16 protein-coding genes are annotated in these 15719 nt (G+C 35.5%); 13 read left to right on the top strand and 3 right to left on the bottom strand.

Annotated elements, in window-relative coordinates:
• Positions 1–95 precede the first annotated feature (95 nt).
• Both KKI44_RS16940 and KKI44_RS16935 read left to right on the top strand, forming a co-directional pair.
• On the top strand, positions 96–1343 hold the full coding sequence (locus KKI44_RS16940; RefSeq protein ID WP_214588418.1) for a sensor histidine kinase: 1248 nt from the start codon (positions 96–98) through the stop codon (positions 1341–1343).
• Positions 1344–1358: 15 nt separating this feature from the next.
• On the top strand, positions 1359–2039 hold the full coding sequence (locus KKI44_RS16935) for a response regulator transcription factor (protein WP_214588417.1): 681 nt from the start codon (positions 1359–1361) through the stop codon (positions 2037–2039).
• A gap of 59 nt (positions 2040–2098) precedes the next feature.
• Here the strand turns inward: KKI44_RS16935 and KKI44_RS16930 are convergent, their stop codons facing one another.
• Positions 2099–2479: a winged helix-turn-helix transcriptional regulator gene (locus KKI44_RS16930; RefSeq protein WP_214588416.1), complete on the bottom strand. Its 381-nt coding sequence runs from the start codon at positions 2477–2479 to the stop codon at positions 2099–2101.
• 108 nt (positions 2480–2587) lie between these two features.
• Here KKI44_RS16930 and KKI44_RS16925 point away from each other — a divergent pair, with 108 nt between their 5' ends.
• Positions 2588–3190: an FMN-dependent NADH-azoreductase gene (locus KKI44_RS16925; protein WP_214588415.1), complete on the top strand. Its 603-nt coding sequence runs from the start codon at positions 2588–2590 to the stop codon at positions 3188–3190.
• A gap of 157 nt (positions 3191–3347) precedes the next feature.
• Here the strand turns inward: KKI44_RS16925 and KKI44_RS16920 are convergent, their stop codons facing one another.
• Complete coding sequence (locus KKI44_RS16920) at positions 3348–4682, bottom strand: dihydroorotase (RefSeq protein ID WP_214588414.1); 1335 nt, start codon at positions 4680–4682, stop codon at positions 3348–3350.
• A 162-nt stretch (positions 4683–4844) separates the two neighbouring features.
• Here KKI44_RS16920 and KKI44_RS16915 point away from each other — a divergent pair, with 162 nt between their 5' ends.
• From KKI44_RS16915 to ribA, 8 genes are all read left to right on the top strand, one after another.
• Positions 4845–6263 carry a lipopolysaccharide biosynthesis protein gene (locus KKI44_RS16915; RefSeq protein WP_214588413.1) on the top strand — a complete coding sequence of 473 codons (1419 nt, stop codon included), beginning with the start codon at positions 4845–4847 and terminating at the stop codon, positions 6261–6263.
• Between the two features lie 144 nt (positions 6264–6407).
• Positions 6408–7424: a sugar phosphate nucleotidyltransferase gene (locus KKI44_RS16910; RefSeq protein ID WP_214588412.1), complete on the top strand. Its 1017-nt coding sequence runs from the start codon at positions 6408–6410 to the stop codon at positions 7422–7424.
• 107 nt (positions 7425–7531) lie between these two features.
• A complete protein-coding gene (locus KKI44_RS16905; RefSeq protein ID WP_214588411.1) occupies positions 7532–8371 on the top strand; it encodes a DUF4292 domain-containing protein in 840 nt (279 codons plus the stop codon).
• Positions 8368–9933, top strand: coding sequence for a peptidoglycan DD-metalloendopeptidase family protein (locus tag KKI44_RS16900; protein WP_214588410.1), 1566 nt, complete (start codon positions 8368–8370; stop codon positions 9931–9933). The genes KKI44_RS16905 and KKI44_RS16900 overlap by 4 nt, the downstream gene beginning before the upstream one ends.
• A gap of 30 nt (positions 9934–9963) precedes the next feature.
• Positions 9964–10170 (top strand): twin-arginine translocase TatA/TatE family subunit, encoded by a 207-nt coding sequence (locus KKI44_RS16895; RefSeq protein ID WP_042721620.1) that lies wholly within the window; start codon positions 9964–9966, stop codon positions 10168–10170.
• A 16-nt stretch (positions 10171–10186) separates the two neighbouring features.
• Entirely contained in the window at positions 10187–10801 is a 615-nt protein-coding gene (locus KKI44_RS16890) for a DUF4254 domain-containing protein (protein ID WP_214588409.1), read from the top strand.
• Positions 10798–11256 carry a hypothetical protein gene (locus KKI44_RS16885; protein ID WP_214588408.1) on the top strand — a complete coding sequence of 153 codons (459 nt, stop codon included), beginning with the start codon at positions 10798–10800 and terminating at the stop codon, positions 11254–11256. The genes KKI44_RS16890 and KKI44_RS16885 overlap by 4 nt, the downstream gene beginning before the upstream one ends.
• A gap of 20 nt (positions 11257–11276) precedes the next feature.
• Positions 11277–11873: a GTP cyclohydrolase II gene (gene ribA / locus KKI44_RS16880; RefSeq protein ID WP_214588407.1), complete on the top strand. Its 597-nt coding sequence runs from the start codon at positions 11277–11279 to the stop codon at positions 11871–11873.
• 80 nt (positions 11874–11953) lie between these two features.
• On the opposite strand, the gene KKI44_RS16875 is transcribed toward ribA, so the two are convergent.
• A complete protein-coding gene (locus KKI44_RS16875) occupies positions 11954–12484 on the bottom strand; it encodes a hypothetical protein (RefSeq protein ID WP_214588406.1) in 531 nt (176 codons plus the stop codon).
• Between the two features lie 117 nt (positions 12485–12601).
• On the opposite strand from KKI44_RS16875, the gene KKI44_RS16870 reads away from it, so the two are divergent.
• Together KKI44_RS16870 and bshA are read left to right on the top strand one after the other, a co-directional pair.
• Positions 12602–14296, top strand: coding sequence for a glycoside hydrolase family 3 protein (locus tag KKI44_RS16870; RefSeq protein ID WP_214588405.1), 1695 nt, complete (start codon positions 12602–12604; stop codon positions 14294–14296).
• 44 nt (positions 14297–14340) lie between these two features.
• Positions 14341–15489, top strand: a complete 1149-nt coding sequence (bshA, locus tag KKI44_RS16865) for an N-acetyl-alpha-D-glucosaminyl L-malate synthase BshA (RefSeq protein WP_214588404.1) — start codon at positions 14341–14343, stop codon at positions 15487–15489.
• Positions 15490–15719 lie beyond the last annotated feature (230 nt).

The raw sequence follows: 15719 nt of genomic DNA, 5'->3' as shown, positions 1-15719 counted from the left end.
TTGTATTAATCCTGTTAAGCGGTCTCAAACATTTGTTAATAAGTTGTTAACGATCAGAAATTAATAGATATTTTTGGATATTATTGTTCCTGTAAATGGAAATAAAGAAACTCAATATTATTATAACGCTTGGTTTTGTTGCTATTATCGGAATTCTGATAGCACAGCTTTTATGGACACGACAGGCTTATAATCTTGAAGACAAGAAATTCAATCAGACTGTAAACATTGCTTTACTGGAAGTGGTTGAAAAGCTTTCCGGCGGAAAAACTTCCTTTACCGAAAGCCCCGTTCAAAATATTTCGAATGATTATTACGTGGTAAATATCAATAATGAATTCCATCCTGAACTGCTTGAACATTATCTGAAAACTGAATTCACACGTTTTCAAATTAATACGGATTATGTTTACGCTTTATATAACTGCCACAGCGACCAGATGATTTACGGAAAATTCGTATCGAAACATCAGGAAAGCCCGAATGAAAAAGTGATTAAATTTCCGAAGCATAAAAATCTGGTGTATTATTTCTCCATCCGTTTTCCGGATAAAACCACCTATCTTATCAGCTCTTTACGCTTCTGGTATGTTCTTACTTTTGCCCTGATCATCATTCTTCTGGTGTATGTATATTCCATTTATACCATTATTCAGCAGAAAAAATTCTCAGAACTGCAAAGGGATTTCATCAATAATATGACGCATGAATTCAAAACACCTCTTTCTTCTATACTGCTGGCTTCAGAAGCTTTAACGAAGCAGGAGCAAATCAAGGAAAACCCTAAATTACAGACGTACACGTCCATTATTACGGATCAGAGCCACAAACTGAATAGTCATATTGAAAAAATACTGAATATTGCTAAAAATGATGCTTCTGGATTGTCTCTGAAACCGCAGCGAATTGTTTTAAAGCCTTTCATTCAGGAAATTGCAGAAACCGTGAAGCAGAAGAATGAAAACATTTCGATTGAATTATCTATTGATGAAGGTACTTCCGTTATAGCCGATGAATTTCATTTCAGCAATATCATTTACAATATTCTGGATAATTCTATAAAATACTGCGAAACCCAGCCTAAAATCATTATTTCTTCCTTAAATGACGCAAAAGGTTTATATTTAAAGTTTAAAGACAACGGAATCGGGATTCCTGCGAAAAATCTTCCTCATATTTTTGATAAATTTTACAGGGTAAACACTTCAAAAAGCGATGAGGTAAATGGTTTCGGACTGGGACTTTTTTACGTAAAAAAAGTGGTGCAGCAGCATAACTGGAAGATTTCTGTTGAAAACAACAATGATAAAGGAATTACCACCACCCTGTTTCTGCCATTGTAAAGAATATGTGTAATCATGGAAAAATCTAAAATTCTCTACGCCGAAGACGACAAAACTATCGCTTTCCTCATTCAGGACAGTCTGGAAAATCACTACGATATTTCCTGCTATTCTGACGGGAAATCGGCTTTGGATGCTTTTAACAGGGAATGTTTCGACATCTGTCTTTTAGATATCATGATGCCGGAAATGAACGGTTTTGAGGTTGCACAGCATATCAGGGAAAAAGATGCTGAAATTCCCATTATTTTCATTTCTGCCAAAGCATTGAAAGAAGACCGCATTAAAGGACTGAAAATCGGAGCGGATGATTATCTGGTAAAACCTTTCAGCATTGAAGAGCTTATTCTTAAAATTGAAGTCTTCCTGAGAAGATCTAAGAAAAAAGACTCTTCGCCACAAAAATACAGAGTCGGAAAATATGATTTTGATCCGAACAATTATACTTTACAAAATTCTGACAGCAAAGTAACACTTACTCAGAGAGAATCTGAACTGTTGTTATTTTTTATCCGTAATAAAAATACTGTTCTCAAAAGACAGGATATCCTGAAAGCAGTCTGGGGCGATGATGATTATTTTATGGGAAGAAGCCTTGATGTTTTTATTTCAAGACTGCGAAAAGTTTTTTCCGGTGAAGAAAATATTTCCATTGAAAATCTTCATGGGATTGGCTTTCGTTTTTCTGAGAAATGATTTTTTTATCTTTTGTTAATCGTAAAGGCACAAATTTTAATTTAAAATAAACGTTTTATTTAAAATTTAAAATCTTCTTTAATTTTTCGTTTATGCGTCTTTCCCCACTGCGAAAGTGCAATAATAACGGGTTTCAGGGTTCTGCTGTAATCTGTTGAGATATATTCTACGATAACCGGAGTCTGCTCTGCATGCACTACTCTTTTTACGAAACCATTCAGCTCGAGATCTTTTAATTCGTTTGAAAGAACCCTCGCCGAAATTCCGGGGATATTTCTCTGCAGATCGTTGAATCTTATATTCCCTTTATCCTGCAAGACAATAATGATTTTCAGTTTCCATTTTCCGCCGATTACATAGATTGCATCTTCAACGGCGGAAAGATTTTCTGAGCAGGCCTGCGCTGTGGCAGGACCTTCAAATTCGAGTGTATTTTCCATAAAACAGATGGTAACTAACCCAAAAGTTACCGCTAACCTTTTGTATACTGCTAACTTTTGATAAGCAAATGTACATAATTTTGCTAAAGAAATTTTAACATTTTAATAATGAAAAATATACTTCATATCATCTCAAGTCCGAGAGCTGAACTGTCGGCAAGCAGAAAACTGGGAAATGCCGTTGTAGAAAAAATTAAGGCAAAATACACAGATGCTGTTATAAAAGAACGTGATCTTGCTAAAGACCATGTTCCGTTTCTGGAAGAAAAACACATTAATACATTTTTTTCTCCGGCAGAAAACTATTCTGCAGAGCAATCTGAAATGAGCAGATATTCAGAAGGACTGATCGCAGAGCTACAGGAAGCGGACATCATTGTTGTTGATTCCCCTATGTACAATCTTTCTGTTCCGGCAACTTTAAGAGCTTATTTTGATTTCACTTCGCGGGCAGGATATACTTTTAAATACAGTGAAAATGGACCTCAGGGTTTACTGCAAAACAAAAAACTGTATATCGCTTTTACTTCCGGAAATATTTATTCCGAAGGTCCATACCAGATCTTTGACTCTAATGTTCCTTATGTAAAAAATATTTTTAGTTTTTATGGAGTTTCGGACGTGAGTGTAGTGCGTGCTGAAGGCTTATCTATTCCCGAAATTATGGAAACTTCTTTGGAAAAAGCAATTGAGGGTATTCGTATTGACTAATTTTTAACGACTGTTAGTAAATTGATCCTTGTTGAGGTTTTGAGCTTTAACAAGGATTTTTTTTGTTATCAAGTTTCGGCTAAAGCCATTTTCCGTTTTAAAATGGAAAAAGCGGACTAAAGTCCGCTCCTATTGATATCGTTCTATTTTATATTTATCACTCAACTTCAAAAAGCAAACGCTCCCCGAATTTCTGTTCATTGATTTTTCCGTTTTCGTAAACCAGATTTCCATTGACAAAAGTGTGGGTGACTTTAGAATGGAAATTCATCCCTTCCAACGGGCTCCAGCCGCATTTGTAAAGAATATTGTCTTTTTCCACCGTCCAGTTTTCGTTTAAATCAACCAAAACAAGATCTGCTTTATACCCTTCTCTTATGAAACCTCTTTTTTCAATTCTGAATAAAATGGCAGGGTTATGAGCCATTTTCTCAACAATTCTTTCTAAAGAAATTTTTCCGTTTTTGTAATTTTCCAACATTACAACCAAAGAATGCTGTACCAAAGGTGCTCCGGAAGGACATTTTGTATACACATTCTGTTTTTCTTCCCAAGTGTGAGGTGCATGATCCGTTGCAATCACATCAATTCTGTCATCCAGTAACGCTTCCCAGAGTCCGTCTTTGTCTTTTTGCGTTTTTACAGCAGGATTCCATTTGATCAGTCCACCTTTGGTTTCATAATCTTCATTGGTGAATGTTAAATGATGAACACAAACTTCCGCCGTGATTTTTTTATCTTTTAGAGGAATATCATTTCTGAAAAGTTCTGTTTCCTTCGCAGTCGATAAATGGAAAACATGAAGCCTTGCTCCTGTTTTCTTTGCTAATTCGATTGCTTTGGATGAAGATTTATAACAGGCTTCCTCACTTCTGATTAAATGATGAAATTTCACAGGAATATCTTCTCCATATTCATCCAGATATTTCTGAGTATTTGCTTTAATTGTTGCTTCATCTTCACAATGAACGGCAATCAGCATTTTTGTATTGCTAAAGATTTTTTCTAAAGTTTCAGGATTGTCAACCAGCATATTTCCGGTGGAGGAACCTAAAAACAATTTAATTCCGGGAACATTTCTTGGATTGGTTTTTAAAACTTCTTCCAGATTATCATTGGTTCCGCCCATCATAAAACCGTAATTGGCGTAAGATTTCTGAGAGGCAATTTCATATTTATCAGCCAACAACTCCTGTGTTACCGCATTCGGAACGGTATTGGGCTGTTCGATAAAACTGGTTGTTCCTCCTGCAATGGCTGCTCTGGATTCTGTTTCAATATCGCCTTTATGCGTTAATCCCGGTTCACGAAAATGCACCTGATCATCAATGACTCCCGGTAAAAGATATTTTCCCTCCCCATCAATAATCCGGTCTGCTTCTTCGGAAATTTGTGAATCTATTTTAGAAATTAAATCGTTATCCATTAAAACATCACCTTCAACGATCTTTCCTTCGTTAACGATTTTTACATTTTTGATTAAGGTTTTCATTTTTACTTTTTTTACAAATTAGAGATGGAGCTAAGCTGCCCACTTTGTCAAAGTTTAAAACTTTGACAAAGTTCTTCAAAATTAAGGTTTATGAATGAATTTTAATGCGGCTGATAAAAAATCAATTTCTAAATATTTACATTTGCATAAAAATTTCAGATTTTGAAAAAACTTCTTAACGAAACTATTATCTATGGAATCGGGGCGATTATGCCTAGGATAATTGTCGTACTGCTTAATTATCTGTTTATTAAAAATATCGACAATAGTGCTTTTGCCATTTTCACGAATCTTTATGCGCTGATTTCTTTCGTCAATATAGTCCTTTCGTTTGGTTTTGAAACCGCTTATTTCAGATTTTCCTCTGATAAAGATAATGAACAGAAGGTTTTCAACACCTCTTTTTGGTTTTTGACAGGTTTATCCTCTGTTTTTTTAATCTTGGTTTTATTATTTAATCAACCTATTGCAGATCTTTTTGATTATTCAAATACTCCGGAATTCATCAGATGGTTTGCATGGATTGCATTTTTCGACAACATTCTAGTTATTCCTCTGGCTTGGTTCAGATTTCATAACAGACCCATAAAATATACTGCAATCCGAGTAATTCAGGCTGTTTTTCAAAGTGCATTTGCAATTGCACTATTTCTTTATATACCTCAGGAATTTTCTTTGAAATTAGGCTTAAAAGAAAAAGTTTCTTATCCTTTTTACAGTAACCTTGCTGCAAGCTTTTTAGGGGTTCTGCTGGTTTTACCTGTAATTTTAAAAGTTAAATTTCAATTTTCAAAAGAGCTTTTTCTTCAGATGATCAAATATTCATGGCCGATTATGATTGCCGGTTTGGCGTTCATGGTAAATGAAAATTTTGATAAATTCATACAAAGATTTTTAATTGAAGATGGTGACGCAGGAGCTTATGGAGGATGCTACAAAATGGCTGTTTTAATGACGCTTTTCGTTACCGCTTACCGAATGGGAATTGAGCCGTTTTTCTTTAAACAAATGCAGAATGAAAACGCTAAACTTACATATGCAAAAGTGACGGAATATTTTTCTTTTTTTGCATCTGTCGTTGCTTTGGGAATCATCGCAAATGTTTCATGGATAAAACTTTTGCTGGTTCCGAACAGTTCTTACTGGATTGCCATAAATATTATTCCTATTATCGTTATTGCTAACTTATTTTTCGGAATTTATTATAATCTTTCGACTTGGTATAAAGTAACCGACCGGACAAGAGTCGGAACTTACATTTCATGGACAGGAGCAATTATTACCATTATTTTAAATTTTGCTTTTCTAAAAATCTATGGTTTCATGGTTTCAGCATGGGTAACTTTGGCAGCCTATTTTTCAATGATGGTTCTTTCGTATTGGTTAGGTCAAAAATACTATCCGATTCCTTACAGAATGAAGAAAATATCTTTTTTCATTGTGCTTTTGGCTTTATTTAGCTACATAATTGTTGAATTTTTTGACTACAATTTATGGATCGGAAATTTTTTATTCATCATTTACACCGGCATTTTAATCTATTCCGAAAAAGAAATGCTATTATCAAAAATCAAAAAATAACGGGCTCCGGATTTGCTTATAGCAGTTTCTGCATAACATCATACAAAAACATTGAAACTATTGGCAACAATACCACACTCAACGGTTTTATTGCTATCTTTATAAAAAATTAGAAATAACAAAAAAAACATATTTATATCATTTATGAAAATCATTGTTCCTATGGCTGGACGCGGTTCCAGATTACGTCCACATACACTGACTGTACCAAAACCTCTTATTCCGATCGCAGGAAAACCGATCGTACAGAGATTGGTGGAAGATATTGCTAAAGTTGCGGGAGAAACCATTGAAGAAGTAGCTTTTATCATCGGAGATTTTGGTCCTGAGATTGAAAAATCTCTTATTCAGATTGCCGAAAAACTGGGAGCAAAAGGAAGTATTTACTATCAGAATGATCCGCTTGGAACGGCTCATGCCATTAAATGTGCAGAACAGTCGATGACAGGAGATGTAGTAATTGCTTTCGCAGATACATTATTCCGAGCAGATTTTGTTTTAGATAAAAATTCAGATGGAGTGATCTGGGTAAAAAGTGTAGAAGATCCTTCTGCTTTCGGAGTGGTAAAACTGGATAACTACGGCTTCATTACAGATTTTGTGGAAAAACCTCAGACTTTCGTTTCGGATCTTGCGATTATCGGTATTTATTATTTCAACAGTGCCGAAAAACTGATGGATGAAATTAATTATATCATGAACAATGATATTAAAAACGGAGGTGAATATCAACTAACCACAGCATTGGAAAACCTAAGAACAAAAGGCGCAAAATTCACGCTTGGAAAAGTAAACGACTGGATGGATTGCGGAAACAAAAATGCGACCGTAGAAACCAACAGTAAAATTCTGGAATACGAAAGAGATGCAATGTCTCATTTTCCTGCTTCTGCTCAAATCGAAAACTCTTTAATTATTCAGCCTTGTTTTATCGGGGAAAATGTGAAAATTTCAAACTCAAAAGTGGGTCCCGGAGTTTCTTTAGGAAACAACACCATCATCGTTAATTCAAATATAGAAAATTCTCTGATTCAGGAAAATACAAGAATTAACCACGGAAATCTTTCCAATTCCATGATTGGTAATTCTGCACAGTATTTCGGTGTTGCAAGGGAAATTTCTTTAGGAGACTATTCGGTTCTGGATTTTTTATCTAAATAATTTTCCGAAAATATAAAATATTACCATAAATAAATTATCTTCAAGCCACACAAAATGTTTTGTGTGGTTTGGCGTTAATATTGCAACAATTTATCAAATTTTCCGGCATGAAAAAGTGGCTTCCATTACTTATTTTAACATTATTTCTTTTCAACTGTAAATCCAGAAAAACAGCCATGCAGCAAAATCAGAATATTGATAGTCTTGCTGTAAATGATGTACAGGATCCGGATAAGAAGGAAAATCATGTTGGAGACAGGATGGATTTCTACCAGAAAATCTATCTTCATCCGCAGTTCGATTATCTTAAAATAACCAGTAAAATAACTGCGGACAATATTAAAGTAAGTCCGCTGGATGCCATTATTTATATTGAAACCGATAAAAAAATCTGGTCAAGAATAGACTTCCTGTTTTTCAATGCAGCAAGAGCTTTAATTACTCCGGAAGGAATTAAGGCGATGGACAAATACAATAAAAATTACATCGATTCGGATTTTGAGTATTTAAATAATCTTCTTAACGTTAACTTTATTGATTATAAAAATCTTGAAAAACTTTTAGAAGGGAGAACGTTTTTCACTTTAAGCGACAGAAATGCCAAAATTGTAAAGAACAACGACGGCTACTTATTAGAATCCATTTCCAATCTCAAAATTTCTACAGAAAATATTGAAAGGGAGTATAAAATTATGATGCAATATTCGAATGATTTTGATCTTACCACGGTAAATTTAAGGGATGCTAAATCCAATGATGCCATGCAGATCGTATATAGTGATTGGGAGCTTCAGCCGAATAATGTAAAGTTGCCAAAAAATGTTAAAATAATTATAAAAGGAAGTAAAAACAGCCAGATTTTAATAGAAAATACGAAATTTGACTTTTCGAGGATGGAAACACCTTATTCTGTACCATCTAGTTATAAGAAAATCGAGATTCAATGATTAAAAAATTTAGCTTTTTAATAGGTATGTTACTGTTCGGATTCCACCATGGGCAGAATCTGAAAAAAGAGCAGCTGCAAAAGCAAAATGCCGAACTTAAAAAACAAATTGCACAAATAAATACAGATCTGGCAAAGACAAGAACAGAATCTAAGCTTTCTGTCGCTTATCTTGATAATGTGAACAAAAAACTGGCTTTAAGAGAAAAAGTTTATACCAATACCCAAAAGGAAAAAAGATTTATTGAAGACGATATCTATCTTCGTCAGTTAGAAATTAACCGTCAGAATAAAGAGCTAAAAGTCTTAAGAGACAACTATGCTAAAGTTTTGGTAAATGCCTACAAAAATAAAGGAGTGCAGAACAAGGTTACGTTCATCCTTTCAGCTAAAAATCTGGGAGAAGCAATCCGAAGAGTACAATATTTAAAACAGTACTCTGATTATCAGGATAAAAAAGCAGCTGAAATTACAAATGCCGCAGAAAAAATAAAGCAGACGATTGCCAGAAGACAAAATTCTGTAAAAGAAAAAGCCAATTTATTGGTAAGCCAGCAGAAAGATTTAACAACGATTAATGCAGAAAGGGCGCAAAAAGAACAGCTGGTTGCAGAATTCAAGAAAAATGAATCTAAACTTACTGCTGAACTAAGACAAAAACAGACTCAGTCGAAAGCTCTGGAAGGACAGATCAGAAGCATTATCGCCGAAGAAATCCGAATTGCCAAAGCTGAAGAGGAGGCAAGAAAAAAAGCCGAAGCAGAGAAAATCCGTTTAGCAAAAATAGCTGCGGAAAGAGAAAAAGCAAGAATCGAAGCAGAAGCAAAAGCAAGAGCAGAAGCGCTGGAGAAAGAAAGATTAGCTGCTGAAGTTGAAGCGAGAAAAGCAAGGGAATTAGCCGAAAAAAGAGCGGAAGAAGAGAGAAAACGTAATGAAGAAGCAGCCCGTTCTGAAGCTACAGCAAGAGATGAAGCCAGAAAAATAGCTGCAAAAAAAGCATCTGACGAGGCCGCAGCGAAGGCGAAAGAAGCATCCGACAAATTAACAGCCGCAAGAGCTGCGGAAGCAGCTTTAGCAAAGAAAAAAGAAGATGATAAAAAAGCTGCGGAAAGCAAGGCTATGACAAGTTATGGTGTTACAACTGTAGCAGGAAGCAATTTTGCAGACAGTAAAGGACGATTGGGATCTCCTGCTGACAGAGTTGGACAGATTACCCACCGTTTCGGAAGACATCCGCATCCGGTATTTAAAAATATTGATGAAGAAAATAACGGAATTAAAATTTCCGTACCATCCGGAACCAGAGCAAAATCTGTATTTCCGGGAACCGTATCTTCGGTATTGGCAAACAGCGACGGAACAAAAACCGTTATGTTAAGACACGGAAATTATTTTACCATCTATTCCAACCTTTCCGCTGTAAGTGTTTCCAAAGGACAACAGGTTTCCGCAGGAACACCTGTGGGCGTTGTAGGACAGGATTTTGACGGAACCTATACCCTTGATTTTCAGGTATGGAACGGAAGTACTCCGGTGGATCCATTAGGTTGGGTTTCTTATTAAAAAAAGACTAACTTTGTAAAAATTTTAGAAATGAATACATTAACAATACTGTCATTATCTTGGCAACATATTTTGATCGTAGCGATCATCCTGCTTCTTCTTTTCGGAGGTAAAAAAATCCCTGAATTGATGAGAGGTGTAGGTTCTGGTATCAAAGAATTTAAAGATGCTGTAAAAGAAGAGGACAAACCCGGTTCTGAAAACAAAACAACAAACAACAACTCTTCGAGCAACTAAAAATTCTTTACATTCAATGAATTTTACTGAGACTGCATGGAAAGTCTTCAATCAGGCTATTGAAGACTATCACGTGTCTGATGACGTTAACACTCTAATTAACAACCCGTTCGAAAAGGATACTTTGGAACGGATTTTGTATGCTAAAAACTGGATTGACACCGTTCAATGGCATTTGGAAGATATAATTAGAGATGAAAATATAGATCCCGCTGAAGCTCTTCAATTAAAAAGAACTATTGACGCTTCCAATCAGAAAAGAACTGATCTGGTAGAATTTATAGACAGCTGGTTTCTTAAAAAGTTTGAAAATATTACTCCTAAACCTGATGCAAAAATTAATACTGAAACAATCGCCTGGGCGGTAGACAGATTATCAATTCTGGCATTAAAGGTTTATCATATGTCGCAGGAAGCATACAGAGAATCGGCTTCTGAAGAACACAGAGCTGCCTGCAAGGCTAAACTGGATGTTCTTCTTACGCAGCATGAAGATCTTTCTACTTCCATTAATCAGTTGCTTGCTGATATAGAGAACGGAAATGTTAAGATGAAAGTGTACAAACAAATGAAAATGTACAATGATGAAAGTCTTAACCCAATCCTTTATCAAAAGGGGCAGCAAAAATGAAACGACTAATTTTTTTTGGAGTATTACTAATTATAACGTCTTCCTGTGCAACGGAAAAACAGAATTTTTCTCCGTTGTCTAACAGTTTTTATAGCGAAACAAAAGGTTCAGATTCCGATAAAGGAGACAAAAGCAGTATCGAAATTAATGTTCGTGATAATGTAAATGCTTCTGAAATATCCAATCTTATTGCTACTTTTCCACAGTTCAAGATTACCGCTTTAAATACAGAGATTACTACGTTGAAATACAGTCTTCAGAATTATCTGTATGCAATAGACGCCGGAAATCTTCAGGGAAAGAACAGAGCGATAAAAGACTTTGAAAAATCCTATAAAAAAATTCAGAAGCTCAGACAAAATCTTAAAGAGGACGATAACGAAGTTCTCAACAGATATTTGGTAAGATTAAAAACCAACATTTCTGCAATAGAAGATTCTGTAAAAAGAAATTAAAAAAAACTAATTGGAAATTAATGATTAAAATTCAGGCGGAATCCAACGTTCCAACGGAATACGGAACGTTCCGAATGATCGCGCTCTCTGAAAACGAAAACGACTGGATGCCTCATATGGCAATTGTTGCGGAAAATACGGATTTTTCCAAACCTGTAAACGTTCGTTTTCACTCAGAATGCATTACCGGAGAAGTTTTCCATTCCAAAAAATGTGAATGCGGCCAGCAATTAGATGCTGCCATGAAATACATCCATGAAAATGGAGGAATTATTATTTATCTTCGACAGGAAGGTAGAAATATCGGGATCATCAATAAATTAAAAGCATACTCTTTACAGGAAAAAGGTTTTGATACCGTAGAAGCGAATTTAAAACTTGGGCTTCCTGCAGACGACAGAAACTTTGGTGTGGCTATTGAAATCCTGAATTTATTGGGGGTACAAGATATCAATCTGCTCACCAATAATCCTGAAAAGGTAAAATATGTAACAGAAAGTAATATCCATCTCAACTCAAGGGTCCCTTTGCAGATTCCTGCAAACGAGATCAGTAAAGGATATTTGCAGACAAAAAAAGATTATTTCGGTCATCTTCTTGATGATAATGACAAGTAAATAATTATATAAAAAAAGCAAAGCTCCGGAATTTCTTCCGGAGCTTTTTTGTAATTATAAAAAACTGAAAAGATATATTCTTACTTTGTAACCACGGTGTTGATTACTTTAGAATCATCAAGATTATAATATTTAACTACACTGTTATAGTCTTCATAATTAACACCTGAATTTTTTGAACCGCTTGCAGGAACTAAAACAATTCTGAATTTTTGATTGTTTAAATACTGATTGGCTTCCGCAGTGGTTAAACCTGTTGCAAGATTGAAGTTCTCATCATCAATTCTGATTTGTACATTTTGACTGTCAAAAACAAAATTGTACTGAAACTCTCTGTTGGTAGGCATTCCCGTTGAATTAGGAATATATTCCATTTTAGGAATTAACTGCCATGCAGCACCTAAATTTCTGTAAACTAAAACTACATCTGTGCTTTGTATATTGATACCCTGTGTGAAGGCATAACTGTTTGCGGAAGTAAAACTGCCGGTAACATCACGCATCTTAGAATACGTATCATTATCCTGAGTAACAGTATCATTACTATTATCGCAGCTGAATATAAATAAGCTTACAAAAGCCATTATTAAGATTGGAAGAATTTTTTTCATTTTATAAAAGTTTAGTTGTTTATTATTTATAATCCGTATTCAAATCATATACCAAAAATTACAAAAACATTGTTTTCATGATTTTTTTAATTGTATTTTTGTTCTTATTCAAAAATTATGAAGAAACTTATTTACAGTTCACTTTTCATTTTCATATTCTCAAGCTCTAAAATATCAGCTCAATATCAGCCTAAAAACATTTCCAAAGACGATCTGAAAAAGGCAAACCAATGGGTTGACAAAACCTATAAGAACCTTTCTCAGGACGAAAAACTCGGACAGCTTTTCATTGTGGCACTTTACACCAACAGAGGAGAAAGTGAAATTGAAAAAGTAAGAAATATCGTCACCAATGATAAAATCGGGGGACTGATCCTGATGCAGGATGATGCAGCAAGAGAAATTACACTGGTAAATGAATTTCAGCAGAAATCTAAAGTTCCTCTAATGATCGGGATGGATGCGGAATGGGGACTGTACCAGAGAATTGCGGCCGCGCACAAATTTCCGTGGGCAATGACTTTGGGAGCTATTCAGGATAAAAGTTTAATTGAAAAAATGTCGGCTAAAATTGCGGAAGACTGTCACCGGATGGGCATCAACTGGGATTTTGCGCCGGTTGTGGATGTAAATACCAATCCCAACAACCCTATTATCGGAAACAGAAGCTTCGGTTCGGAAGTAAGTAATGTGGTGAATTCTGCATCAGCTTACGCAAACGGACTTCAGAATAACAATATTTTAGCAGCAATTAAGCATTTTCCAGGACACGGAGATACAAGCACAGATTCGCACACCGATCTTCCAGTGGTAACACACAATCTTGAAAGACTGAACAATGTAGAGCTTGCTCCTTTCAAAGCGTTGATGAATAAAGGAATCGGAGGCGTAATGGTCGCGCATTTATACGTTCCGGCTTTAGAACCCAATAAAGGAATTCCTGCTTCGGTTTCTAAAAACATCATCACCGGTATTCTAAAAAATAAATTTGGCTATAAAGGCTTAATTATTACAGATGCTTTAAATATGGGTGCTGTAGCCAACAAATATAAACCGGGAGAACTGGATGCAATGGCTTTTAAAGCAGGAAACGATATCATGCTGTTTTCGCAGGGAGTTGCAGAAGGAAAAAAACTAATTCAGAAAGCTATTGAAAGCGGAGAAATTTCGCAATCTCGAGTGGAAGAAAGTGTGAAAAAGATCCTTTTAACCAAATATTTTTTAGGACTTGATAAATACACCCCTAAAAATCCTGAAAATATTAATACAGACTTAAATAACGACTCTCACAAAACTTTAGTTCAGAATCTCTATTCAAATGCGATCACTTTACTGAAGGATGAAAAAAAACTGCTCCCATTAAACGGAAAACAAATATATTACGTTCCGTTGGAAGAAGCTCCTTATCAGACATTTGTCAATCGATTAGGTTCAAATATTACAATTAAAAAAGCTGATGAAATTGCTACGATTCCTGCAAATTCTACAGTAATTGTCGGTTTCCATAAAGATAATTCCACGGCTTACAAATCGTATAAAATTTCAGACGTTTCAAAAAAAGTATTATCCGATCTTACGAAAAATCAAAATGTGATTCTTAACGTTTTCGGAAGTGCATACGCCTTGAAAGATATTGACATTTCAAAGGTTTCTACCGTTCTGGTTTCGTATGAAAACAATGAAGACTCGATGAACGCAACAGCCGATGCATTCAACGGAAAAACAAAAATCCAAGGCAGGCTTCCTGTTTTGGTGAATGATACTTTGAAGGCAGGGATGGGAATGGATCTCATTCCAGCAATTGTAAAATAAAGGTGTAAATTCTAAAATTTACAACATCAAAACCCCAAAAATAAATGAAAATAGGCATACTTTGCTATCCCACCTACGGAGGAAGCGGAATTGTAGCAACAGAACTCGGAATGTCTCTTGCCAACAAAGGCTATGAAGTCCACTTCATCAGCAGTGCATTACCTGCGAGATTAGATATTACCAATCCGAATATTTTCTTCCACAGGGTAAATGTTCAGACTTATCCGCTTTTCCAGTATCAGCCGTATGATATTGCGCTGAGCTCGATGATTTACCGAGTGGTGAATCTCTACAAACTGGATCTGCTTCATGCACACTACGCGATTCCTTATGCTTATGCTGCGTTTACAGCCAAACAGATGCTGAAGGAAGATGATAATGATATTCCTTTGGTAACAACACTTCACGGGACAGACATTACATTGGTAGGACAGCATCCAAGTTACAAACACGCCGTGGAATTTTCCATCAACCAGTCAGATGCCATCACTTCGGTGTCGGAAAGTCTGAAAAGAGATACACTCCAGTTTTTTAAGATTAAAAAAGAAATTCAGGTGATTACAAATTTTATCGATAATTCTGAGTTTGATGAATGCAACGAATGCCAGAGAACACAGTTTGCCAATCCGGACGAAAAAATCCTGATCCACGTATCGAACCTGCGTCCTGTAAAACGTGTGGAAGAAGTATTGCAGATCTTCAAGAATGTTCAGAAAAAGGTAAAATCCAAGCTTATCATCATCGGAGAAGGTCCCGATATGGAGAAAGTAAACCAGTTTCTGGAAGAAAATCCGGATCTGATTTCGAAAATCCGTCTTTTGGGTAAAGTAAATGATCTTTACCGAATTTTACAGCTTTCGGATGTGTTTTTACTGCCTTCCGAACAGGAAAGTTTCGGTCTTGCCGCACTGGAAGCAATGGCAGCCAATACTCCGGTTATCAGCTCGAATGCAGGAGGAATTCCGGAAGTAAACATTCAGGGAGAAACAGGTTTTCTTGCAGAGATCGGAAATGTGGAAGCGATGAGCAATTACACGATTAAACTACTGAGCAACGATGAGCTTCTGGCGAAAATGAAAGTCAATGCAAAGGAACAGGCGATAAAATTCGACCTTAAAAATATTCTTCCGATCTACGAAGAAATGTACAGAACCACCATCGAAAATTTCAAAAGTGAACTTACCAAAGCATAGTTTTATATTGAAAAAATTTGGAATTGGAATTACAAAACCTCACAGGTTTTAAAAACCTGTGAGGTTTATACCATAAAAAAACAGTGGCTGCATTCATTTGGATGCAGCTTTTTCTGTATATCGAGTTTCGGAAGATTAACATTTTTCATGCAAACAATTATTTTCCATGAAAGAATTTATAAGTTTTGAATTACTTGTAAAATAATTTTTATTATTTATCTGATTTTTAA

It is taken from the genome of Chryseobacterium sp. ZHDP1, from assembly GCF_018603435.1.
Classification (GTDB): Bacteria; Bacteroidota; Bacteroidia; order Flavobacteriales; family Weeksellaceae; genus Chryseobacterium; species Chryseobacterium indicum.
The sequence above is the reverse complement of the archived record's forward strand: the minus strand, read 5'-3'. Positions and strand labels throughout refer to the sequence as shown.